Raw genomic sequence first — 22,573 nt, 5'->3', positions numbered from 1 at the left:
AGGTCCACCCGTGCAGGAAGACAGCACCACGCAGAACGAGCAGCCCGCCGACGCGGAGGCCGTCCGGCACCGGCGGTCGCCCGGCCGGGTCCGGCTCCTCGTGGTCGGGGCAGCCGCCCTGGTCGGCATCGGCGTCGCCGGCGCCGCGATCGTCACGACCGGGGACGACCCCAACCCGGCCCCGGTCTCGCTCGACGCTCAGGCCCGCACCGAGGCCGCCGCCCGCGCCGACCGTTCCGCGCGGGAGTCGACCGCGCCGGTCACGCCTTCGACCGGCCCGACGAGCGTCAGCCCCTCCCCACTGGTCGAGCCCGCCACCCCGAAGGCGAAGCCGAAGCCGAAGAAGACGGCGAAGCCGAAACCGGCCTGGGTCATCCCGATGAAGGGCGCAACGATCACCTCGTGCTTTGGTCCCCGCTGGGGCACCCAGCACCAGGGCATCGACTTCGCCATGCCCGCCGGCACACCCATCCACGCCGCCTTCGGCGGCACGGTGGTCAAGGCGGGGGACGCCGGTGACGGGTACGGCAACTCGGTCTTCATCGACCACGGCAACGGCTACCTGACCCACTACGCGCACCAGAGCCGGCTCGTCGTCAGCGTCGGTGACAAGGTCGCCGCCGGTCAGGTCATCGGCTACGAGGGCGCGACCGGCGACGCCACCGGCCCACACCTGCACTTCGAGGTGCACCAGGGTCAGATGTGGAACCAGATCGACCCGGCGCCGTTCCTCCGCGCCCACGGCATCGACGTGGCCTGCTGAGGTGGCGAAAGGCGACGCTCGGCCCGGCGGCACGCCGGGCCGAGCTTCGCCGTGATCAGGCGGCCGGGCCGAGCGTCGCCGTGACCAGGCGGCCGGGCGGGGCTTCGCCACGATCAGCCGACCGGGCCGGTCTTCGCCGTGATCAGCCGACCGGGCCGGTCAGAGCTTGTCGATCGGGGCGTGCCGCAGCACCAGCCAGAGCGTCTGGTCACCGAAGTCGATCTGCGCACGGGCGGAGGGCCCCTGCCCCTCGACGACGAGCACCCGACCCAGTCCGTAGCGCTGATGGTTGACCCGGTCGCCCGCAGCCACCTTGGGTACCTGCCGCAGCTCGCTCGCCGTGCTCAACCGGCTGGCGTCCACGCCGAGCCGTCGCGCCAGTTCAGCCGCCTTCGGCGTACCACCGGTGAAGCCGCCACGCCCGCCGGGCGCGCGGTCCGCGCGGCCGCCGACACCGCCTCCCCCGCCGGCCCACGAGGTGTACGACCCCTCGGTGCGCTCCCAGCGCACCAGCTCCGGCGGTAGCTCCTCGAGGAAACGCGACGGCGGGTTGTAGGCCGGCTGTCCCCACGCCGAACGGGTCACCGCCCGGGACAGGTAGAGGCGCTGCCGGGCCCGGGTGATCCCCACGTACGCCAGCCGCCGTTCCTCCTCCAGCTCGCGGGTGTCACCGAGCGAGCGCAGATGCGGGAAGACGCCGTCCTCCAGGCCGGTCAGGAAGACCACCGGGAACTCCAGCCCCTTCGCCGTGTGCAGCGTCATCAGGGTGACGACACCCTGGTGCTCCGGGTCGTCGGTGGGCACCTGGTCCGCGTCGGCGACGAGCGCGACCTGCTCGAGGAAGCCCGCCAACGTGGCCCGCTCCCCCTCCTCGCCGGGCGCCTCGATCCGCTCGGTGTACTCCCGGGCCACACTCACCAGTTCCTGGAGGTTGTCGACCCGGCCGGCGTCCTGCGGGTCGACGCTCTCCTCCAGCTCGCTTAGGTAGCCCGAGCGGGTCAACAGCGCCTCCAGCACCTCCTCCGGAGTACCGGTCTCCGCCAGCTCACGGGCGCCGTCGAGCAGGGCGACGAAGTCGGCGATGCTGTTCGCGGCGCGGGTGGAGATGCCCGGCGCCTCCTTGGCCCGGCGCAACGCCGCGCCGAAGGAGATCCGCTCCCGGCCGGCGAGCGCCTCGACGCACGCCTCCGCCCGGTCGCCGATCCCGCGACGCGGAGTGTTCAGGATCCGGCGCAGACTGACCGTGTCGTCGTCGTTGACCACGGCGCGCAGGTAGGCCAGCGCGTCCCGGACCTCCTTGCGCTCGTAGAAGCGCACCCCGCCGACCACCTTGTACGGCAGGCCGACCCGGATGAACACCTCCTCGAAGACACGGGACTGGGCGTTGGTGCGGTAGAAGACCGCCACGTCGCCCGGGCGGGCCTCATCGTCGTCGACGAGCCGGTCGATCTCCCGGGCCACCCAGTCCGCCTCCGCGTGCTCGGTGTCCGCGACGTAGCCGACGATCTGCTCACCGGGGCCGGCGTCGCTCCACAGCCGCTTGGGCTTGCGGGAGGTGTTCCGGTCGATGACCGCGTTGGCGGCGTTGAGGATGGTCTGGGTGGAGCGGTAGTTCTGCTCCAGCAGGATCGTCCGGGCGTCGGGGTAGTCCCGCTCGAACTCCAGGATGTTGCGGATGGTCGCGCCCCGGAAGGCGTAGATCGACTGGTCGGCGTCACCGACCACGCAGAGCTCGGCCGGCGGCAGCCCCTCGGTGCCCGAGACCAGCTCCTTGATCAGCACGTACTGGGCGTGGTTGGTGTCCTGGTACTCGTCGACCAGCACGTGCCGGAAGCGCCGGCGGTAGGTCTCCGCGACATGCGGGTGCGACTGGAGCAGGTGCACCGTCGTCATGATGAGGTCGTCGAAGTCGAGCGCGTGGGCTTCGCGCAGCCGGCGCTGGTAGAGCGTGTACGCCTCGGCCAACGCCCGCTCGTTGGGGCCCTTCGCCCGGGTCGCGAACTCCTCCGGGTCGACCAGTTCGTTCTTCAGGTTGGAGACCTGGGCGGCCAGCCCGCGCGCCGGGTAGCGCTTCGGGTCGAGATCGAGCTCCCGGGCGACCAGCTGCATCAGCCGGCGGGAGTCGTCCGCGTCGTAGATCGAGAAGGTGGACTTGAGCCCGGCGTGCTCGTGCTCGGCGCGCAGGATCCGTACGCATGCGGAGTGGAAGGTCGACACCCACATGAGTCGGGCCCGTGGGCCGACCAGGGCGGCGACCCGGTCCTTCATCTCACCGGCAGCCTTGTTGGTGAAGGTGATCGCGATGATCTCCCCCGGATGCACGTCCCGCGCCGCGAGCAGGTGGGCGATCCGGTGGGTGAGCACCCGGGTCTTGCCGGAGCCGGCGCCCGCCACGATCAGCAGGGGCGAGCCGGCGTGGGTGACTGCGTCGCGCTGCGGTCCGTTGAGCCCGATGAGCAGTTCCTGGGGGTCGAGACGGTGGCCAGCGGGCCCGGACCGGTGCGGGCGGGCCGGCTCCGGCGCGGACGGGGACGCGGGAATGTCGAAGAGAGGATGCATCGCACGGCGAGTCTATGCCGCCGGCCGGACACTCCCCGACCGCGCACGCCCGTCCGCTTCGGTGCGGATGGGCACCTTCCTGACGCCTTCGGTGCCGATCGGGCCCCGATCACCCACCGGCCCCTGCCTGGTCGCTGGCGGTGGCGGCGCTGCCGCTGACGGGCAAACCCGGCTGGTGGGAATTCTTGCGCCCGGGCCGCCGACGTGGGCATACTCGACGGCGTGTTCGGTCAGCGCTACTACTTTTACTACGGCACCGGGAGTCCGGCAGCCGTAGGTCGCGCCTGATCGACAGACCTGCGAAAAGCCCCGGGCTCCTGAGCCCGGGGCTTTCTCGTTCCCGGGTTCCGGCACCGGGGCACGACGTCCGAGGGATACGGCGAAGATGACAGACGTGGTGCAGCAGAACGGCGGACCGGCCCGGAGCAACGACGGGGAGCCCGACGAACCGGCGGGCGGTGAGCCGGCCTCCTCCGGTGAGACGGGCAGCTCGGGGCCGGGGCGGGTGATGGACGCCGGCACGCAGGAACCCGAGACGGCCGCCCGGATCCGGCAGATCCGCACCCGGATCGACCAGATCGACCAGGCGATCATCGACCTCTGGCAGGAGCGGGCGAGCCTCTCCCAGGAGGTCGGCACGATGCGGCGTGCCTCCGGGGGCACCCGGCTGGTGCTCGCTCGGGAGCGGGAGATCCTGGAGCACTTCCGGGCGGCGCTCGGCCCCGACGGCACCCAGCTCGCGCTGCTGCTGCTGCGCGCCGGCCGCGGCCCCCTCTAAGCCCTCGGCTGGGCCGCGAGGCCAGCTGTCGATCATGAAGCTATTGCCTGGCGTATCGGCGTGTCCGGGCAATAACTTCATGATCAACGGGGCTTGGGTGGGGAGAGACGAAACCGCCTGCCGGTGTCCACGACACCGGCAGGCGGTTCAGGGGTACGTCAGGCGGCCTCGTGGGTCGCCACGATTTCCCGCTTCTCGGCGAAGTGGCAGGCGCTCGGGTGGTCCGAGCCCGAGCGGATCTGCAGCAGCGGCTCCTCCCGGGCGCAGATGTCCTGCGCCTTCCAGCACCGGGTACGGAACCGGCAGCCCGACGGCGGGTCGGCCGGCGAGGGCACGTCACCGGTCAGGCGGATGATCGCCTTGTGCTCGCGGACGGTCGGGTCCGGCACCGGCACCGCGGAGAGCAGCGCCTGGGTGTACGGGTGGGTCGGCCGCTCGTAGATCTCGTCCTCGGTGCCGATCTCCACGACCTTGCCGAGGTACATGACCGCGACCCGGTCGCTGAGGTGCCGCACCACCGACAGGTCGTGCGCGATGAAGATGTACGCCAGGCCGAACTCGGCCTGGAGCTTCTCCAGCAGGTTCATCACCTGCGCCTGGATGGACACGTCCAGCGCCGACACCGGCTCGTCGCAGACGATGATCTCCGGACGCAGCGCGAGCGCCCGGGCGATGCCGATACGCTGACGCTGCCCGCCGGAGAACTGGTGCGGGTACCGGTTGATGTGCTCCGGGTTGAGGCCCACCAGGTCGAGCAGTTCCTTGACCTTGCCCCGCCGGCTGCCCTTCGGCGCCACCTCGGGGTGGATCTCGAACGGCTCGCCGATCAGGTCACCGACCGTCATCCGCGGGTTCAGCGAGGTGTACGGGTCCTGCATCACCAGCTGGATCTGCCGGCGCAGGCGCCGCAGCGCTCCACCGGAGAGCTTGGAGATGTCCTGCCCCTTGTAGTGCACGCTGCCGGCGGTCGGCCGCTCCAGGTTCATCAGCACCCGGGCGAGCGTCGACTTGCCACAGCCGGACTCGCCCACCACGCCCAGGGTCTCGCCCTGACGCAGCTCGAACGAGACGCCGTCGACCGCCTTGACGTGACCGACGGTCTTTCGGAACACCACGCCACGGGTGACCGGGTAGTGCTTGACCAGGTCACGGACCTCGAGAATGTTCTCAGTCACGGTTCACCAGCTCCTCGGCGAAGTGGCAGGCGCTGGCACGGCCGGCGCCGATCTGCAGCAGCGGCGGCAGCTTCTCCCGGCAGACCGGCTGCACCATGGGGCAGCGCGGGTTGAACGGGCAGCCCGACGGGATGTTCATCAGGTTCGGCGGCAGGCCCTTGATGGTGCGGAGCTCCTGCCCCTTCTCGTCCAACCGGGGGATCGAGTTCAGCAGGCCGAGGGTGTACGGGTGCGCCGGCTTCGCGTACAGGTCGTACACGTTGGCTTCCTCGACGATCCGGCCGGCGTACATGACCGCGATCCGGTCCGCGACGTCGGCGACCACGCCGAGGTCGTGGGTGATCAGGATCATGCCCATCTGCCGTTCGCGCTGAAGCTCGGCCAACAGGTCCATGATCTGGGCCTGCACGGTCACGTCGAGCGCGGTGGTCGGCTCGTCCGCGATCAGCACCTCCGGGTCGAGCGCGAGCGACATGGCGATCATCGCCCGCTGCCGCATACCACCCGAGAACTGGTGCGGGTAGTTGTTGAACCGCCCCTTGGCGTTCGGGATCTTGACCTGGTCGAGCATCTCGATCGCGCGCTTCTTGGCGTCCGCGCGGCTCATGCCGCGTCGGATGCGGTACTGCTCGGCGATCTGGAACCCGACAGTGAAGACCGGGTTCAGCGCGGAGAGCGCGTCCTGGAAGATCATCGCGATCCCCTCGCCGCGGATGCGGCGACGCTCCTCGAAGGACATCGCGAGCATGTCCTTGCCGTGGTAGCGCACCTGCCCGCCGGTGACGTGACCGGGCGGGGTGTCGAGGATGCCCATGATGGTCTGCGCGGTGACGCTCTTGCCGGAGCCGGACTCGCCGAGCACGGCGAGGGTCTCCCCCGCGTCGACGTGGTACGTGACCCCGTTGATGACCTTGGCGACGCCGTCGCGGGTACGGAACTCAACCCGGAGGTCGTCGACTTCGAGCAGGCGGCCGGCCGGACGCCCGGAGGCACCTGCTGCGGACTGCTCGGACACGAGAATGTCGGACAACTGGATCTCCCCTAGCGGAGTTTCGGGTCGAGCGCCTCGCGGACCGCCTCGCCGAGCATCACGAAGCTCAGCACGGCGGCGACGAGGAACGCGGCGGGGAAGAAGAGCAGGTGCGGGGCGACCCGGATCAGGCTCTGCGCCTCGTTGATGATGATGCCCCACGAGACCACCGGCGACTTCAGCCCGACGCCCAGGAAGGAGAGCGTCGCCTCGGCGCCGATGAACGAGCCGACCATGATCGTGCCGTACACCAGGATCGGGGCCAGGGTGTTCGGCAGCAGGTGCTTGAGGATGATCCGGCCGGTGCCGGCACCCAGCGCCCGGGCCGCCACGATGTAGTCGGCCTCCTTCGTGGCCAGCACCGAGGAGCGCATGAGCCGCATCACGACCGGCCAGCTGAGCACGACCAGCGACGCGATGACGAGGCCCTTGACCTCCCATTCGCTGTTGTTCGTCCCGGTGCCGTTGAACGTGGTCAGGATGACGATCGCGCCGAGCACGAACGGCAGGCCGAAGAACACGTCGGCGATCCGGGAGAGCAGCGCGTCCAGCCAGCCGCCACGGAAGCCGGCGATCATGCCCATCGCGCCGCCGATCAGCAGCGTGCCCAGCACCGAGAGCAGGGCCACCACGATGGAGGCGTTGGCGCCGTAGATGGTTCGGGCGAAGACGTCCCGGCCCTGGATGTCGTAGCCGAACCAGGCGTGCCCGGACGGTTTCTCGAGGCTGCGGCTCAGCTCACCGGCCGTCGGATCGGCCGAGGTGAAGAGCGAAGGAAAGGCCGCCATCACCACGAAGAGCAGGATGAAGGCCGCGGAGATCCAGAAGAGCGGCTTACGCCGCAGGTCCCGCCAGGCGTCGCCGAGCAGGCCGCGGGGCTTCTCCTGGCGCGCGTTCGCGGGCAGGCCGGCGTCGGTCGGACCGCCCATCTCGGTGGGTTGGTGCGACGGTGGCGCACCGACGATCGAAGCAGCAGTCGGGTCGCTCATGCCGGCACCTCGCTCCGCTCGGTGCCGCCCTGAACCGCTCGGCACACCGCGTTGATGATTCGTTCGCTTCGGTCACTCATAGCGGATCCTCGGGTCCAGGGCGGCGTAGAGCAGGTCCACCAGCAGGTTCATCAAGAGATAGACGAGCACCAGGATCACCACGATGGAGACCACGGTCGCGCTCTCCTTGGTGGTGATCGACCGGTAGACGGTCCCGCCGATGCCCTTGATGTTGAAGATGCCCTCGGTGACGATGGCGCCGCCCATCAGCGCACCGAGGTCGGTGCCGAGCAGGGTGACCACCGGGATCAGCGAGTTGCGCAGCAGGTGCACACCGACCACCCGGCGCATCGGCAGGCCCTTGGCGATCGCCGTGCGGACGTAGTCGGAGCGGCGGTTCTCCGAGATGCTGGTGCGGGCCACCCGGGCGATGTAAGCCATCGAGATACTTCCGAGCACGAAACCCGGCATGATCAGTTCGGTGAGCCGCATCTCGTTCGAGACGGTGGGCTCGACGATGTGCCACTGCACGCCGAGCAGCCACTGGAGCAGGAAGCCGATGACGAAGATCGGCAGCGCGATGAGGAAGAGCGTGGAGACCAGGACCAGGTTGTCCAGGAAGCCGTTACGCCGCAGGCCGCTCAGCACACCCGCTGTCAGGCCGATGACCGCCTCGATCGCCAGGGCCACCAGGGCCAGCTTCAGCGTGTTGGGGTACGCCGAGGCGATGATGTCGTTGATCGATCGGCCGCTGAACGTCGTGCCGAAGTCCCCCTGGAAGAGGTTCTGCATGTAGTGGGCGTACTGCACGTACCAGGGCTGATCCAGATGGAACTTCTCGGTCATCATCGCGACGAATCCGGGCGGGCAGGGCCGCTCACCGCACTTGCCGGCAAACGGGTCGCCGGGCACCATCACCCAGACGAGCACGTAGATCAGCAAGGTCGTTCCGATGAAGACCGGGACGAGTTGGAGCAGCCGTCTCAACAGATAACGGCCCATGGGGTGGTCCTCCAGACAGGGGGCGGGTCGGCGACCGACACGCTTGTTGACGTCGAGGGATCTTGTGGCATCCCTCGTGGAACGGCCCCAGGTCGGACTCACCTGGTGTGGTGAGCCCGACCTGGGTCAGACCGTACGGATCAGAGCTCGACGGAGGTGATGTCGATCTCGCCGACGTTGGTCAGTTCGACCTTCTTGATCTTGTCCGAGTGGCCGGACTGCTGGCCCTGGAAGTAGACCGGGATCGACGGGACGTCCGCGTCGATGATCTTGACAGCCTCGGCGAACTTGGCGTGCGCCTCGTCGAGGTTGGCGGCGCCGCTCGCCTCCTTGGCCAGCGCGTCGACCTGCGGGTTGCTGTACTGACCGTCGTTCGACGAACCACCCTTGACGTAGAGCGGGTTGACCCAGTTCTCCACGTCCGGGTAGTCCTGCTGCCAACCGGCGCGGTACGGGCCGGTCATCTTGTGGGCGTTGATCTGCTCACGGAAGACCGCGAAGGTCGGGATGCCCTCGGCCCGGGCGTTGATGCCGAGCACGTTCTTCACGCTCTGCGCGACGGCCTCCATCCACTCCTTGTGGCTGGCGTCCGCGTTGTAGTAGAAGACCATGTCGCCCTGGTAGCCGCTGGACTCGGCGAAGAGCCGCTTGGCCTCGTCCGGGTTGTACTGGCAGGCGGTGCAGTTGCCGGCCACGGCGCCCGGGGTGAGCGGGTTGGCCCAGCTGTCGGCCGGGGTGCGGTTGCCGAAGAAGATCTTCTCGGTGATCTCCTGCCGGTTGACGGCCAGCGAGATGGCCTTACGCAGCTTCTGGTCCTTGAACTTGGGGTCGTACATCGGGAAGGCGATGATGCCCGTCGACGGCGTGGTCGACTGGATCGCCCGATCGGCCAGGTCCGTCTTCCACTTGTCACCCGCGAGCGCGGAGACCGGGACCTGCTGCTGGAAGTCGAGGTTGCCAGCGAGGAGGTCGTTGTAGGCCGCCGTGTCCTCCTGGTAGAGCTTGACCTCGACGTCCTTGATCTTCATCTTGTCGCGCAGCGTGTAGTCGTCGAAGCGCGTCAGCTTGATCGAGACGTCGTCTTCCCACGACACGAACTTCACCGGTCCGTTGCCGACCGGCTTCTTGCCGAACTCGTCCGGCGTCTGGGTGAAGAACACGTCCGGCAGCGGCACGAAGGCGCTGTAGCCGAGCTTGGTCGGGAACACCGCGGTCGGCGCCCCGAGGGTGACCTCGAAGGTGTAGTCGTCGACGACCTTCAGGCCGGACATCTCCTGGGCCTTCGGCGGCGGCGCCTTCTGCGGACCCTCGCCGTCCGGGTCCTCGGACTGGACGTCGGCGAAGCCCTGGATGTCGGCGAAGAAGCTGGAGTTCTGCGCGCCGTTCGGCGAGTAGGCCGCCCAGTTCCAGGCCTTGGTGAAGTTCGCAGCCTTCACCTCGGTGCCGTCGTGGAACTTCAGGCCCTTCTTGATCTTGATGGTGTAGACCTTGGAGTCGGTCGTCTCGATCGACTCCGCGACCGCGTTCTGCGGCGCGCCACCGTTGTTCGGGTACTCGACCAGCCCGGTCCACAGGTAGTCGATGATCGCGCCACCACCGGTCTCGGTGGTGTTCGCCGGAACCAGGGGGACCTCCGGCTGGGTGCCGTCGATGACGATGGCGCCGTCTGCACTGTTGCCGGCGTCGCCGCCGTCGTCGCTGCCCGAGCACCCGGACGCGATGAGCGCGACCGCCGCGCCCAGCGCGACCGCGCTGCTCGTCCGCTTCGAGACTCTCATTCCGAGGGGCCTCCTCTTTCTAACCTGGTTCCGTCGTGGGTATCACGCACGTCTGGGGGGTGACGCCAACGGCGGCCCCGGTAGCGCAGACCGCCGAACACCACTGGGAAGTCGGGACACCCCTGGTGCACCGATCCGCCGGGCCACCCCACCGGCTCGGGCTCGACACCGGGCACGCGTCGCCCCCACGGCACCGCGGTTTTCAGCGACGAGCGTGGGGGTCAGATCGTGCGGGGTGCCTCACACCGGGGGCGAGGTGCTGCCACTGTGACACCAACCGGCCTCTTCCGTGAAGGTGCCGTTATCAAGACGTTAGTTGGCCGCCACGTTGCCGATACTTGAGAAAAGATCATGAAACGTGCAGCTCATGCCGCTCTGAGCAGGTAAGACCTTGTCCCACCGACACGTCCCTCGCGCGCCCGCTCTCGGGCCCTGTGAGCTTTCCCGCGTCCGCCCCAGTACTCGCCGACGTCCATCGCGCGCTAGCGATTTTCGCCCATCCGGACGATGTCGACTGTGCCTGCGCGGGCACGATCACCGACTGGAAGGACGACGTATCGAGGACGCCTACGCCGCGACATCACCGCGGCGATCCGCCGGTTCCGGCCCGACCGGGTGCTGACCCACGCGCCGCTGCGGCGCTGGAAGCAACTCACCGGCGCGAACTCGCGGCGATGCGCGCCCACGTTCGCAGACCGGGCACTTCGATGTGGAGAGTCGGACCCGGGGGCCGGATCACCACCGCCGCGGACAACGCGGGCCTGCCGCCCGGTCGGCTGGTCGAGGCGATCACCGTGCCGCGCACGGAGTAGAGATCGACGCCGGCGGGCGCGCCGATCACACCAGCCGGCGGTCGGCGGCCCACCGGGACAGCTCGTACCGGTTGGACATCTGCAGTTTGCGGAGCACGTTGGAGACGTGCGTCTCGACCGTCTTGATCGAGATGAACAGCTCCTTGGCGATCTCCTTGTACGCGTACCCCCGGGCGAGCAGCCGGAGCACCTCGCGCTCGCGATTGGTGAGCTGATCCAGCTCGGGATCGGCGACCGGAGCGTCCGGTCGGGCCGCGAAGGCGTCCAGCACGAACCCGGCCAGCCGAGGGCTGAACACGGCGTCCCCGTCGGCCACCCGGCGAATCGCCGCGGTCAGCTCGTCCGGGGAGATGGTCTTGGTGACGTAGCCGCGCGCCCCGGCCCGGATGAGCCCGATGACGTCCTCGGCGGCGTCCGAGACGCTCAGCGCCAGGAACTTGACCTGGGGGTGGGTACGCCGCATCGCCTCCAGCACCGCGCGCCCGCCACCGTCGGGCATGTGCACGTCGAGCAGGACCACGTCCGGCACGGTCGCGGCGATCCGGTTGACCGCCTCGGCCACCGTGCTCGCCTCACCCACCACCTCGACGTGCGCACCGAGTTCGGCGCGTACGCCCGCGCGGAACATGGCGTGGTCGTCCACGAGGAACACCCGCAGCCGTTCGGCGCGGGCACCCGCTCCCTCGACCGGTTCCATCGGCTGGTCGACCATGGTCATCTGTCCCTTTCCGCTGTGGACGAGTCCCGGGAGATCGGCAGGATCAACCGGATCTCGGTGCCCTCCCCCGGCGCGGACCGGATCTCGGCCCGACCGCCGTGACGCTTCATCCGCCCGATGATCGAACCACGTACCCCGTGCCGGTGGTCCTCCACCGTATCCGGGTCGAACCCCTTCCCCCGGTCGCGAACGAAGACACTGACCTGTTCCGGCTCCACCTCGGCGTAGAGGGAGACGGTCTGCACCCCGGCATGCCGGGCGGCGTTCACCAGTGCTTCCCGGGCGGCGGCGACCAGCGCGCCGACCCGCTCGTCGGTCTCCCGGTCGCCGACCACCACCGGCTCGACCGTGATCGCGAAGGTGTCCTCGACCTCCGCGGCGGCCTGCTCCAACGCGGCCGCGAACCGCTCCGTCGGCGAGCCCGTCGGCTTGTAGAGCCAGTTGCGCAGCGACCGCTCCTGCCCCCGAGCGAGGCGCTGAACGGTCTTGACGTCGCTGGCGTTGCGCTGGATCAGGGCCAGGGTGTGCAGCACCTGGTCGTGCACCATCGCGGCGAGCTCGGCCCGTTCCTGCTCGCGGATGCGCCCCTCACGCTCCGAGCGGAGCTGGTTGTACGTCCGCCACAGCACCGGCGCCGCGACCACGCCCACCCCGGCGAGGCCGACCAGCGCGAAGATGACGCCGTTGATCACCGCGTCGAGGTTCTGCGCCGGAGAGTAGACGGCCGCGACACCGATGATGCCGACCGCCACCAGCACCCCGCCGCCGATGAAGCGGAGCACGAACGCCCGCCGATCGCTCTCCTCGACCACGGCGCCGAGCCACGGCACCGGCAGGGACTCCCCCCACCGCCGGCGACGCTCGGGTTCCGACTGGTGCCAGATCACCCCCGCGCCCACCGCGATGATCGCCACCAGCCAGCCGGCGGTGCCCGCCGCGCCGATCGAGTCGAAGACCATCACCTGGACCAGCAGGACACCGAGCCCGATCGCCACGAACGGCAGCAGCTGGGCCACGTCGCGACGCGGCGGGACACCGGTGTCACCGGGCCGCAGCGGCACCACCGCCCAGAAGGCCGCGTAGAGCAGCAGGCCGAGCCCGCTCAACCCGAGCAGGATCATGAAGGCCACCCGTACCCGCAGCACCGAGATGCCCAGATGTTCGGCGATCCCGGCGGCCACCCCCGCGGCCATCCGGTGCTCCGGGGCGCGGTAGAGGCGCGGTGGTGGGCTGACGCTGCTGATCGGAAGCTCCCTCGTCGCGGCGGTGGCGTCGAGTCCGCACGGGGTGCGGCCGGCGCTGACGGCGGTACGGGTTCGATCGTCACACGCTGCGACGGGTACCGGCCACGGGGACGCCCCGGACATTCCGGCACCGCGATATCAGGGTGCCGTCAGGGTCGGCTCCTGAGGTCACTCGGGCGGGTGAAGCAGCAGTATCGAGAGCATGACCGAGGAAGCTGCCCAGCCGCCCCACGCAGGGGCGGCACCGCCGGGCGGAGCAACGCCCCCACCCCCCGCGGCCACCGGCTGGACCGGGTCCACCCCGTTCGACCCGCCACCCGCGGCCGGCCCGTACCCGCCGGGAGCGCAGGTACCCGGCCCAGCGCCGGCCACCGGAGCGCACCCCGGCTCAGGACCGGCCGGGTACGGCCCCGGGCCGGGCCAGGGGGCGCCCGCCGGAAGTGGCGGGCCCACCCCGGGCTTCGGCTCGGGCGGCACCGGTCCGGCCTTCGGATGGGCCGGGGCAGGCGATGCCGGGGGTACGCCGCCACCACCGCACGGCGGTCCGGCCGGCGCGCCCGGCGGCCCACCACCCGGCGCGGCCGGGTTCACCACGCGGTACGGGCTGGTCCGCCCCCGCGAGGGGCGCTACCTGGCCGGCGTCTGCGCCGCCATCGGCCGCGCCACCAACACCGACCCGGTGCTCTGGCGAGTGCTCCTCGCGGTGCTCGGGTTCTTCGGCGGGATCGGCATCCTGGTCTACATCACCGCGTGGCTGATCATTCCCGGCGAGGGCGACACCGCGTCACCTGTCGAGTCGATGCTCGGTCGCGGCCGGTCCAGCATGTCGCCGGTCACCGTGATCGTGCTCGGCATCGTCGCGGCGGTCGGCTTCGGCTACATCGTCACCGACGCGTTCCGGGCGGTGCTGCTCGGCGCGGCCATCCTGATCGGCGGCGCGCTGCTGCTGAACCGGGAACGCCGCCGCACCCAGCCGGTTCCGGCCGGTCCACCGCCCGCGGCGCCGCCCGGCCCGGTGCCCCCGGTCAGTTACCCGGCACCGGCCCCGTACGCCGCGCCGCCGGCCGCCGACCTGGCCACCGTGCCCGGTGCGCCCACGTCCGGGGTCGGTCCGGCGACCGGACCGCTGCCGTTTCCCGGCGGGCAGCCGACGAGCCAGGAGGTGAGCGCTCCGCACGGGGGGAGCGCTCACCACGCCCAGGCGCCGGCCGCCACGCCGGTGACCGGGCAGCCCGCCGACCGCACGGCCGAGCTGCCCACCTGGCCGCCGGCCGAGCCGCCCGCACCCCAATGGCCGGCTCCGGCGACGAGAGGCGGTTGGCAGGCCACGCCGACGGGAGCCGGCTGGCGGACCACTCCGGCAGCCAGCAGTGGATACCCACCCACCGCGCAGACGCCCACGAGCGGCTACCGTCCACCGTTCGCCCCGCGCGGCCCGTACGCCACGCAGTCACCGCCCGCCCCGCCACCGAAGCCACCGAAGCGCCCGAAGCGCCCGAAGGAGCGGTCGGCGCTCGGCCCGGTGACCTTCTCACTGATCTTCCTGGCCCTCGGCCTGGTCGCCGTTCTCGACCTCCTCGGCGTCTTCGACGTCGGCGCGTCGGCGTACTTCGCCGCGGCGCTGGCCACCATCGGCCTCGGGCTGCTGGTGGGCACCTGGTTCGGCCGGGCCCGCTGGCTGATCGCGCTCGGGCTGGTGACCGCGTCCGCGCTCGCCGTGGCCACGGTGGCCGAGTCGTACGACCGGTTCCGGGGCGTCGACGGTGCCGTGACCTGGGCTCCGGCCGGCTACCAGGATCTCGCCACGCGCTACGAGAACAGCTTCGGCGACGCGGTGCTGGACCTGCGCTCGGTCGACTTCGCCGGACGCAACACGGAGATCACCGTCTCGGTCAACTTCGGGAAGGGCACGGTCGTGGTGCCGCCGAACGTCGACGTGACCGCGGTGGCCGACGTCAACGCCGGCGACGCGACCGTCTTCGGGCAGCACCAGCCCGGGCCCGCCGGGGGGGCTCGGGAGTTCACCGACCTCGGCCCGGACGGTGCCGGGGGTGGCACGCTCCGCCTCTTCGTCCACATCAATGCCGGAAGCCTGGTGGTGACCCGATGAAGGCGCACCGTACCGATCTCGTCTCCTTCGCCTTCGGGCTGCTCTTCCTGGTGCTCACCGCCTGGTGGCTCTCGGCCAAGATCCTCGGACTCGCCGTACCCCCGGTCGGCTGGTTCCTGGCCGGCGCGCTGATCCTGATCGGAGTATTCGGTCTGGTGGGTGCGCTCCGCTCGGGCCGGCACGCCGACCGCGAGGTGGCCACGGACGACACCGCGTCGGCAGGTGACGCCCCCGCGGCCCAGGGCACGGACGTCCCGGCCGACGGCATGCCGTTCGCCGACGCGGGATCGGACGCGGACCGGCCGGTCTCCGGAGGCGGCCACGCCGGCTGGCACCCGGACCAACCCACGTCCGGCGGGACGCTCCCCGGCTGGGAGCGGTACCCGCCGGCCTCCGGCGGGATCCACCCGGCCTGGCAGGTGGACCGCACGACGGAGGAGTTCCGGGCGGACGGGATCGACGCCGGGCACGGTGCGGACCCGACGGCCACCCTCGATCAGGTGGACGCCCCGACGACCAGGGTCGAGCGGACGGACGCCGGTGCCCGCCCCGATGGTGTGGACGAGCAGCCGACCGAGGCGGTCACCGGCGCGTCGGGCGGCGTGGCCGAGGACCGCCCCGAAGACGGCCCGAGCGGCGTTGCCGGTTCCTCGTCCGGTCGTCCGGGGCAGGGGGACGACCCGCGGATTTGACCGGGCCCGGCGGTGGGTGCTCGATCCGGCTCACGGCGGCGGTGCGATCGGCGCGCGTGGACGCCTATGCTGGCCGATGGAGTTCCGCCTCCGTGGGTCGATCCCGCCCCGCCGCGGCGGTCCGTCGCGCTTGCCGTGTCTACCCCGTCAGGAGCCCTTCCGAGATGACCCAGTCCCCCGCCGTGCGTACCCCCGGCCGGCCCGGTCCGGTCCGCATCGGCGAGCGAGCCGCCCGTACCCTCGTCACCGAGCTCGCCCGGCTCAACGAAGCGAAGGCCGCGCTGCTCGTCGGCGTGAACCCGCAGTCCGCGGTACTGGCCGCGGCGATCGAGGCGTTGCTGCCCGGTGACCAGCTGACGGTGGCGCCCGCCGAGGGAGGGTCGGCCACCGCGCTGCGCGAGCACATCACCGCCCAGGGCCGGTGGGTCGCCGACCGGGTCCGGGTGGTCGACTCCCTCGCCGAGGCCGATCCCGCCGAGGTGGTGATCGCGGGTGAGCCGCTCCTCGGCACGGCCGAGGAGACCCGCATGACGATCGAGACGCTCGGCAAGCACCTCGGTGACGGGGCGGTGCTCAGCGTGGCGACCGCCGCCGCGCCGGGCCGGACCGCGGGTGCGGCGGCGGAGTTGGAGCGGCAGAGCGCCCTCCACGGCGTCGGCACCGACCTGGTGCTGCGCAACACGCCCCCGGTACGTCTGCACCGACTCCGGTTCACCCCGGCGAGCCCGGCCACCGCGACGCTGCTCGCTCCCGCCCACCGGCCGTCGAGCGTGCCGCTGAGCCGGTCCATGCACATCGACTCCAACGGGGTGGCTGCGGCCGGCATCAGCCTCGGTCTGGCCGCGCTGGCCCGGCTGACCAGGCCGAAGTCGAAGCTCTGGCTGCTGCCGGCCCTCGCCGCCGCACCGGTCGCCGCGTTCTTCCGCGACCCTGAGCGGGATGTGCCCGAGGACCCGTCGGCGGTGGTCGCCGCCGCGGACGGGCAGGTCCTGTCGGTGCAGCGCCTGCACGACGAGCGCTTCGGTGACGGGGAGTGGCTGCGCATCGCGGTGTTCCTGTCCGTGTTGGACGTGCACGTCAACCGTGCGCCGGTGGCCGGCAAGGTGGTCGACTACTTCGTGGCCGACGGTGGATTCGTCAACGCCATGAAGCCGGACGCCGAGCACAACGTGGCCGCGTACACGGTGCTGGACACTGTGCACGGCGCGGTGGTGGTCGCCCAGCGCACCGGCCTGATCGCCCGCCGGATCGTGCAGCGAGCGCCCATCGGCTCCCTGCTGGCCAAGGGCGAGCGCTTCGGGCTGATCCGCTTCGGCTCGCGCACCGACGTCTACCTGCCGGCCGCCGCGGCGGAGCCGCTCGTCGGCCCCGGCGACAAGGTGGTGGGCGGCGCGACGGTGATCGCCCGCTGGCGTTGAGGCCGCAAACGTGGGGAGGGGGCGCCGCGGGTCGCGGCGCCCCCTCCTGCTGTTTCGGGTCGGGCGGGTCTCTCCGCCCGGTCAGGCGGCTCGCCGCTGGCGCAGCCAGAGCACCGGCCCGCTGACCAGGTAACCCACGACGATCAGCGCGAAGGTGAGCCGGATGTCGACCAGCGCGCCGACCACCGGGGCGAGCCACAGCCACGGCGGCAGCTTCACCAGCCGGGCGAGCTTGGCGTACGGGAAGCTCGACACCATCGCGAAGGCCAGCAGCGCGACCCCGGCCAGGAGCACGGGCCCCGGTACGCGCAGCCCGATGGCGACGGACATCGCGAGCACGGCGGCGGCCATGGTCGTGGGCACGCCGCAGAAGAACCGCCCGTCCTTGGGCGAGACGTTGAACCGGGCGAGCCGGATCGCGGCGCAGGCCGCGACGAGCGCGCAGGCGACAGCCGCCGCCGCGGTCGAAACGGAGCCGGCGAGCGAGGCGTAGACGACCACCGGCGCGGCGATGCCGAAGGAGCACATGTCGGCCAACGAGTCCATCTGCGCGCCGAACGGACTGGCCACACCGAGCTTGCGGGCCAGCACGCCGTCCAGGCCGTCGAACGCGACGCAGGCGATGAGGGCGAACGCGGCGACGCGTACCTGCCCCTGCATGGCCAGGAAGATGGCGAGCACGCCGAGGGTCAGACTGCTCAGTGTGCACGCGTTGACCAGGGCGAACTTCACCCGGCGGGTGATCGTACGTTCGCCGGGGAGCAGCGGGATCGACCGGGCCGCGGCGTCGTCGGACTCGCTGACCGGCGGCAGCGCCGGGCTGACCGGCGGCAGCGCCGGGCTGACCGGCATGACGGCCTCGACCTCGGCCCGGCTGAACCGGTTCAGGCCGTAGCGGCGACGGCGGTCGACGTAGCGGGGCTCGACCAGCGCCGTGTCGGCACCCCCGGTCAGGTCACCGTCGCGCCGGCCCACCCGGACCAGCAGCACCTGCCGGGCGAATGCGCCGCCGCGGCGGAGCGGGCCCGCCCAGCGGCGCCCTGCGGGGCGCGGACTGTCAGTCGTACGACGCCGGCGCCATGGGGCTCTCGGCACGCTTCCTCCATCACCGGATCGGCTCTACCGCCTCGAGGACGGACATCCGGCTGTCTCGTACCGAGCCTCTCGCGGCCCGGCAGCCGTTGTGCGGAGTACACCATTGCACAGGGAACGGCGCTTGGCGATAGCCGTCCGAGGGGCTTTATATCTCCATATTCCGCTCAGGCGGCTCTGTCGTTCGCAACCAGGGCCTCATCGCCCGTTATCCATCATTCCCTACCTCGACTGTAGCCCAGACGGCCGAAGGCGGCTCGAGCGGCGGGGCTTATCTTCCCCGTCGTCCGGTTGCCCAGGCAGCGACATCGGTCAACGGCAGGCCGTCCAGCCGATCGGGCGTGAACCAGTCGGCCCTGGCGGTCGAGCCTCCGGCCGCCTCGGTGACCCGGGCCTCGGTCGGCGCATCGACCACCACCCGGTAGATCACCCGCACCCCGTGCCAGTCCAGCGGACGCCCCTCGGGCCCGAGCGCGGCCGGGTTGTGCAGGTTGTCCACGCCCATCAGCTCGGTCACCCGGCCGAGTTGGCCGGCCTCCTCGACCAGTTCGCGCAGGAGCGCGGGCACGGGCTGTTCGCCATGGTCGGTACCGCCCCCGGGCAGGTGCCAGAGCCCGGCGCCGGGATACCCCTCGGCGATCATCGTGAGCAGCACCCGACCGTCCGGGTCGGTGACCAGCCCGTACGCGCCGAAGCGCAGCCGGCGGTCGCCGAGCGGCGGGAAGGACGACGGGTCGGCCCGCCCCGCGGGCAGCGGCTCGACCGGCAAACCGAGCAGTTCGGCGGTGAACGGCATCAGCGGCACCTCCGCCGCCTCCTGCGGGTTGAACCAGCGGGTCGAGTCGGTCGTCCCGGCCCGCCCGTCGTGCGGCGCGCCCCCGGTCACGGCCAGGTCGAAGACCAGCCGGTCGGTGTGCAGTGACACGTCGACCTCGGGAAACGGGATCACGTCGGCGACCACCGCGCGCAGCCCGGCCACCTCGACGGTCAGCCCGGTCTGCTCGGGGACCTCGCGAAGCACGGCGCGCACGGGGTGTTCGGCGTGCTGCACGACACCTCCGGGCAGGTGCCAGACACCCGGGAACTGGGCGCCGGCCGCACCGCGTACGAGCAGCACCCGATCGTCGTCCCGGTAGAGCCCGTACGCGCCCACCTGCCGCCGCTGCTGCATGCCGTGGCCCCCGCCCCGCGTCCCGTTCGGTCGATCATGAAGTTATCGCCGTCCATCCCGGCGTGTCCCGACAATAACTTCATGATCAGCGGGGCGACCCTCGGGGGGAGAGGGGGGAGGGAGGGGGTTGGGAAGGGGGTTGGGGGGTTAGGTTAGGTGGGCGGCTTGGACGGCTTCGGCGGTGACCTCGGTGAGGCGTTCGGCCGGGAGGGCGCCCAGCTCCGCGGGAGCGAACCAGCGAGCCTCGCTGGTGGAGCCGCCGACATCGGCCACGGTGGGCGGGGCCGGACGGTCGACCACCACCCGGTAGAAGGCGCGTACGCCGTGCCAGTCGATCGGGTAGCCCTCCGGGCCGAGCGAGGCGGCGTCCCGGTGGCTGGCCACCCCGAGCAGCTCGACGAGTCGCCCGTCCTGCCCGGTCTCCTCCACCAGTTCGCGGATGAGCGCCGCGCCGGGCTGCTCGCCGTAGTCGGTGCCGCCGCCCGGCAGGTGCCAGCAGCCGGCGCCGGGATAGCCGTCGGCGACGCGGGTGAGCAGCACCCGGCCCTCCGGGTCGGTGCAGACCGCGTACGCGGCGAAGCGCTGGGCCCGGTGCAGCCCGTCCGGGCCGGGCACCGCGTAGAACGAGGGGAACTCCGGCGGCTCCTCCGGAACCACGTCGCCCGAGGAGGCGGGCAGGTCGAGGGCGCGCGCGGTGAACGAACGCAGCGGCAGCTCGGCGGCCTCCTCGCGGGTGAACCACCGGGCCAGATCGGTCGGCCGGTCGACCCGGTCGGCGAGCGTCCCGCCACGCACCGACACCCGGTAGATGAGCCGGTCGGTGTGGATCGTGATCCCCCGCTCGGGCAGGGCCCGCATGTCCGCCAGCACGTCGTGCAGCCCGGTCACGGCCACCGACAACCCCGTCTCGGCCGCCGTCTCCCGTACGACCGTGTGGTTGGGGTCCTCGCCGTGGTCGACCGCCCCACCGGGCAGCGACCAGGTGCCGGGTGTGCCGGAGCGTTGTGATGCGCGGACCAGCAGAACCCGGTCGGCCGAATCAGCACAAACTGCGTATGCCGCGATCCTGCGGAGCGGCGTCAGCGCGGTGGTCACGGGAGAAAATTCTCCCCCGGGCAGGTTACCGGCATCGAGAAGAGTCGGATTGCTGACTCATGGCTGTCGACTCAGGGGGCGGTCAGGGTATAGATCCGGGCGCTCACCGAGGCCGTCCACGCGCCGGGCGCGGAGGGTGGAGACATGACGACCAACACCCCTCCGCAGACCCCGTACAAGCAGCTCCGGCGACCCACCACCGACCGCATGGTCGCCGGTGTCGCGAGCGGGCTCGGCCGCTACCTCAACGTCGATCCCACGCTGATCCGGGTGGCCTTCGCGGTCACCGGACTGCTCACCGGCGGGCTGGCGCTGCTGGCGTACCCGATCATGTGGTTCCTGATGCCCGAGGAGCCGTCCGGCGCCCCCGCATGGCCGCATCCGGCGGGCGCCGCGCCACAGCCGCCGCCGGGCGCCGCGCAGACGAGCCCACCGGGGTACGCGCCGACGCCGCCCTACCCGCCGGCCACCTTCCCGCCGAGCGGGCCCGTGCCGCCGGCCGCGGCCTGAGCCGGGATCACTCCCACTCGATGGTGCCCGGTGGCTTACTGGTCACGTCCAGCACCACGCGGTTGACCTCGGCCACCTCGTTGGTGATCCGGGTGGAGATCTTCGCGATCACGTCGTAGGGCAGCCGCGACCAGTCCGCCGTCATCGCGTCCTCGCTGGAGACCGGGCGCAGCACCACGGGATGCCCGTAGCTGCGCCCGTCACCCTGCACCCCGACGCTGCGTACGTCGGCCAGGAGCACCACCGGGAACTGCCAGACGTCCCGGTCCAGGCCGGCGGCGGTCAGCTCCTGGCGGGCGATCAGGTCTGCCTTGCGCAGCAGGGCCAGCCGCTCCTCGTCGACGGTACCGATGATCCGGATGGCCAGACCCGGACCCGGGAACGGGTGACGCCAGACCATCGCCTCGGGCAGCCCCAACTGCAGGCCGAGCGCACGGACCTCGTCCTTGAAGAGCGCGCGCAGCGGCTCGACCAGGGCGAACTTGAGGTCCTCCGGCAGCCCGCCGACGTTGTGGTGGCTCTTGATGTTGGCGGTGCCGGTGCCGCCGCCGGACTCGACGACGTCCGGGTAGAGGGTCCCCTGCACCAGGAACTCGACGTCTCCGTGCGCGGCGACCTCCCGGGCGGCGGCCTCGAAGACCCGGATGAACTCCCGGCCGATGATCTTGCGCTTCTGCTCCGGGTCGGTCACTCCGGCGAGCGCACCCAGGAACCGTTCCCGCGCGTCGACCACCTTGAGCTTGATGCCCGTGGCCGCCACGTAGTCCTTCTCGACCTGCTCGGCCTCGCCGGCCCGGAGCAGACCGTGGTCGACGAAGACGCAGGTCAGCTGGTCGCCGACGGCCTTGTGCACGAGCGCGGCCGCGACCGCCGAGTCGACGCCGCCGCTGAGGGCGCAGATGACCTCCTTGTCGCCGACCTGCTCGCGGATCCGGGTTACCTGCTCGTCGATGATGTTCTCCGGCGTCCAGGTGGGCTCGATGCCGGCGATCTCGTAGAGGAAGCGGGTGAGCATCTCCTGGCCGTGCGCGGTGTGCCCGACCTCCGGGTGGAACTGCACGCCGGCCCGCCGCCCGGCCAGGTCCTCGAACGCGGCGACCGGCGCCCCGGCGGACTCGGCGGTCACCGTGAAGCCGTCCGGCGCCTCGGTGACGCAGTCGCCGTGGCTCATCCAGACCGGCAGGTCGGCGGGGAGGTCCTTGAGCAGCACGCCGGCGTCCGGGCGGGCCTGCAACGGGGTGCCGCCGTACTCGCGGTTGCCGGTGTGCGCCACCGTGCCGCCGAGCGCCCGGGCCATGGCCTGGAAGCCGTAGCAGATGCCGAAGACCGGCACTCCGGCGGTGAACATGCCGGCGTCGACCTGCGGGGCGCCCGGCGCGTAGACGCTGGCCGGGCCGCCGGAGAGGATGATCGCGGCCGGGTCCTTCGCCAGCATCTCGGCGACCGGCATCGTGTGCGGGACGATCTCGGAGTAGACCTTCGCCTCACGTACCCGGCGCGCGATCAGCTGGGCGTACTGGGCTCCGAAGTCCACCACGAGGACGGGGCGAGGCGTGCTCATGTGGCCAAAGCCTACCTACTGTCACGGCCACCCCTGGCCGCGCCCCGCGCTGTCCGCGCGGCGCGCCGGCTACGGC

General features: G+C 71.4%; 17 protein-coding genes and 1 pseudogene. 6 read left to right on the top strand and 12 right to left on the bottom strand.

What is annotated here, in order from left to right:
• Positions 1-10: 10 nt before the first annotated feature.
• Positions 11-763 carry a M23 family metallopeptidase gene (locus tag AB0F98_RS06760; RefSeq protein WP_357729777.1) on the top strand — a complete coding sequence of 251 codons (753 nt, stop codon included), beginning with the start codon at positions 11-13 and terminating at the stop codon, positions 761-763.
• 159 nt (positions 764-922) lie between these two features.
• Here AB0F98_RS06760 and pcrA read toward each other — a convergent pair whose 3' ends face one another.
• A complete protein-coding gene (pcrA, locus tag AB0F98_RS06755; protein ID WP_357729774.1) occupies positions 923-3,322 on the bottom strand; it encodes a DNA helicase PcrA in 2,400 nt (799 codons plus the stop codon).
• A gap of 508 nt (positions 3,323-3,830) precedes the next feature.
• Here pcrA and AB0F98_RS06750 point away from each other — a divergent pair.
• Positions 3,831-4,100 (top strand): chorismate mutase, encoded by a 270-nt coding sequence (locus tag AB0F98_RS06750; RefSeq protein WP_357730880.1) that lies wholly within the window; start codon positions 3,831-3,833, stop codon positions 4,098-4,100.
• A gap of 158 nt (positions 4,101-4,258) precedes the next feature.
• On the opposite strand, the gene AB0F98_RS06745 is transcribed toward AB0F98_RS06750, so the two are convergent.
• From AB0F98_RS06745 to AB0F98_RS06715, 7 genes are all read right to left on the bottom strand, one after another.
• Positions 4,259-5,275 carry a dipeptide ABC transporter ATP-binding protein gene (locus AB0F98_RS06745; protein ID WP_357729771.1) on the bottom strand — a complete coding sequence of 339 codons (1,017 nt, stop codon included), beginning with the start codon at positions 5,273-5,275 and terminating at the stop codon, positions 4,259-4,261.
• Positions 5,268-6,290, bottom strand: coding sequence for an ABC transporter ATP-binding protein (locus tag AB0F98_RS06740; protein ID WP_357730877.1), 1,023 nt, complete (start codon positions 6,288-6,290; stop codon positions 5,268-5,270). Before AB0F98_RS06740 ends, AB0F98_RS06745 begins: the two co-directional genes overlap by 8 nt.
• 26 nt (positions 6,291-6,316) lie before the next feature.
• Complete coding sequence (locus tag AB0F98_RS06735; protein WP_357729768.1) at positions 6,317-7,294, bottom strand: ABC transporter permease; 978 nt, start codon at positions 7,292-7,294, stop codon at positions 6,317-6,319.
• A 72-nt stretch (positions 7,295-7,366) separates the two neighbouring features.
• The gene (locus AB0F98_RS06730) at positions 7,367-8,296 is read right to left on the bottom strand and encodes an ABC transporter permease (protein WP_357729765.1); all 930 of its coding nucleotides are present in this window, start codon (positions 8,294-8,296) and stop codon (positions 7,367-7,369) included.
• Positions 8,297-8,436: 140 nt separating this feature from the next.
• A complete protein-coding gene (locus AB0F98_RS06725) occupies positions 8,437-10,074 on the bottom strand; it encodes an ABC transporter substrate-binding protein (RefSeq protein WP_357729762.1) in 1,638 nt (545 codons plus the stop codon).
• A gap of 837 nt (positions 10,075-10,911) precedes the next feature.
• On the bottom strand, positions 10,912-11,598 hold the full coding sequence (locus AB0F98_RS06720; RefSeq protein WP_357730874.1) for a response regulator transcription factor: 687 nt from the start codon (positions 11,596-11,598) through the stop codon (positions 10,912-10,914).
• A 2-nt stretch (positions 11,599-11,600) separates the two neighbouring features.
• On the bottom strand, positions 11,601-12,848 hold the full coding sequence (locus tag AB0F98_RS06715; protein WP_357730871.1) for a PspC domain-containing protein: 1,248 nt from the start codon (positions 12,846-12,848) through the stop codon (positions 11,601-11,603).
• 202 nt (positions 12,849-13,050) lie between these two features.
• Here AB0F98_RS06715 and AB0F98_RS06710 point away from each other — a divergent pair, with 202 nt between their 5' ends.
• From AB0F98_RS06710 to AB0F98_RS06700, 3 genes and pseudogenes are all read left to right on the top strand, one after another.
• Positions 13,051-14,958 carry a PspC domain-containing protein gene (locus AB0F98_RS06710; RefSeq protein ID WP_357729759.1) on the top strand — a complete coding sequence of 636 codons (1,908 nt, stop codon included), beginning with the start codon at positions 13,051-13,053 and terminating at the stop codon, positions 14,956-14,958.
• Positions 14,955-15,137 (top strand): annotated as a pseudogene (locus tag AB0F98_RS06705) (hypothetical protein); the annotation flags it as partial. The gene AB0F98_RS06710 and the pseudogene AB0F98_RS06705, both read left to right, overlap by 4 nt.
• Positions 15,138-15,814: 677 nt before the next feature.
• The gene (locus AB0F98_RS06700) at positions 15,815-17,068 is read left to right on the top strand and encodes a phosphatidylserine decarboxylase (protein ID WP_357729756.1); all 1,254 of its coding nucleotides are present in this window, start codon (positions 15,815-15,817) and stop codon (positions 17,066-17,068) included.
• Positions 17,069-17,149: 81 nt separating this feature from the next.
• Here AB0F98_RS06700 and AB0F98_RS06695 read toward each other — a convergent pair whose 3' ends face one another.
• The 3 genes from AB0F98_RS06695 to AB0F98_RS06685 all read right to left on the bottom strand — a co-directional run bounded on the left by AB0F98_RS06695 (position 17,150) and on the right by AB0F98_RS06685 (position 20,426).
• The gene (locus AB0F98_RS06695; protein ID WP_357730869.1) at positions 17,150-18,058 is read right to left on the bottom strand and encodes a CDP-alcohol phosphatidyltransferase family protein; all 909 of its coding nucleotides are present in this window, start codon (positions 18,056-18,058) and stop codon (positions 17,150-17,152) included.
• Between the two features lie 373 nt (positions 18,059-18,431).
• Positions 18,432-19,331, bottom strand: coding sequence for an NUDIX domain-containing protein (locus AB0F98_RS06690; protein WP_357729753.1), 900 nt, complete (start codon positions 19,329-19,331; stop codon positions 18,432-18,434).
• A 147-nt stretch (positions 19,332-19,478) separates the two neighbouring features.
• The gene (locus AB0F98_RS06685) at positions 19,479-20,426 is read right to left on the bottom strand and encodes an NUDIX domain-containing protein (RefSeq protein WP_357729750.1); all 948 of its coding nucleotides are present in this window, start codon (positions 20,424-20,426) and stop codon (positions 19,479-19,481) included.
• Between the two features lie 144 nt (positions 20,427-20,570).
• Here AB0F98_RS06685 and AB0F98_RS06680 point away from each other — a divergent pair, with 144 nt between their 5' ends.
• Positions 20,571-20,936 carry a PspC domain-containing protein gene (locus tag AB0F98_RS06680; protein WP_357729747.1) on the top strand — a complete coding sequence of 122 codons (366 nt, stop codon included), beginning with the start codon at positions 20,571-20,573 and terminating at the stop codon, positions 20,934-20,936.
• Positions 20,937-20,943: 7 nt separating this feature from the next.
• Here the strand turns inward: AB0F98_RS06680 and guaA are convergent, their stop codons facing one another.
• Complete coding sequence (gene guaA / locus AB0F98_RS06675; RefSeq protein ID WP_357729744.1) at positions 20,944-22,497, bottom strand: glutamine-hydrolyzing GMP synthase; 1,554 nt, start codon at positions 22,495-22,497, stop codon at positions 20,944-20,946.
• Between the last annotated feature and the right edge of the window lie 76 nt (positions 22,498-22,573).

The sequence above is a fragment of the Micromonospora sp. NPDC023737 genome (genome assembly GCF_040639715.1).
Classification (GTDB): domain Bacteria; phylum Actinomycetota; class Actinomycetes; order Mycobacteriales; family Micromonosporaceae; genus Micromonospora.
The sequence above is the reverse complement of the archived record's forward strand: the minus strand, read 5'-3'. Positions and strand labels throughout refer to the sequence as shown.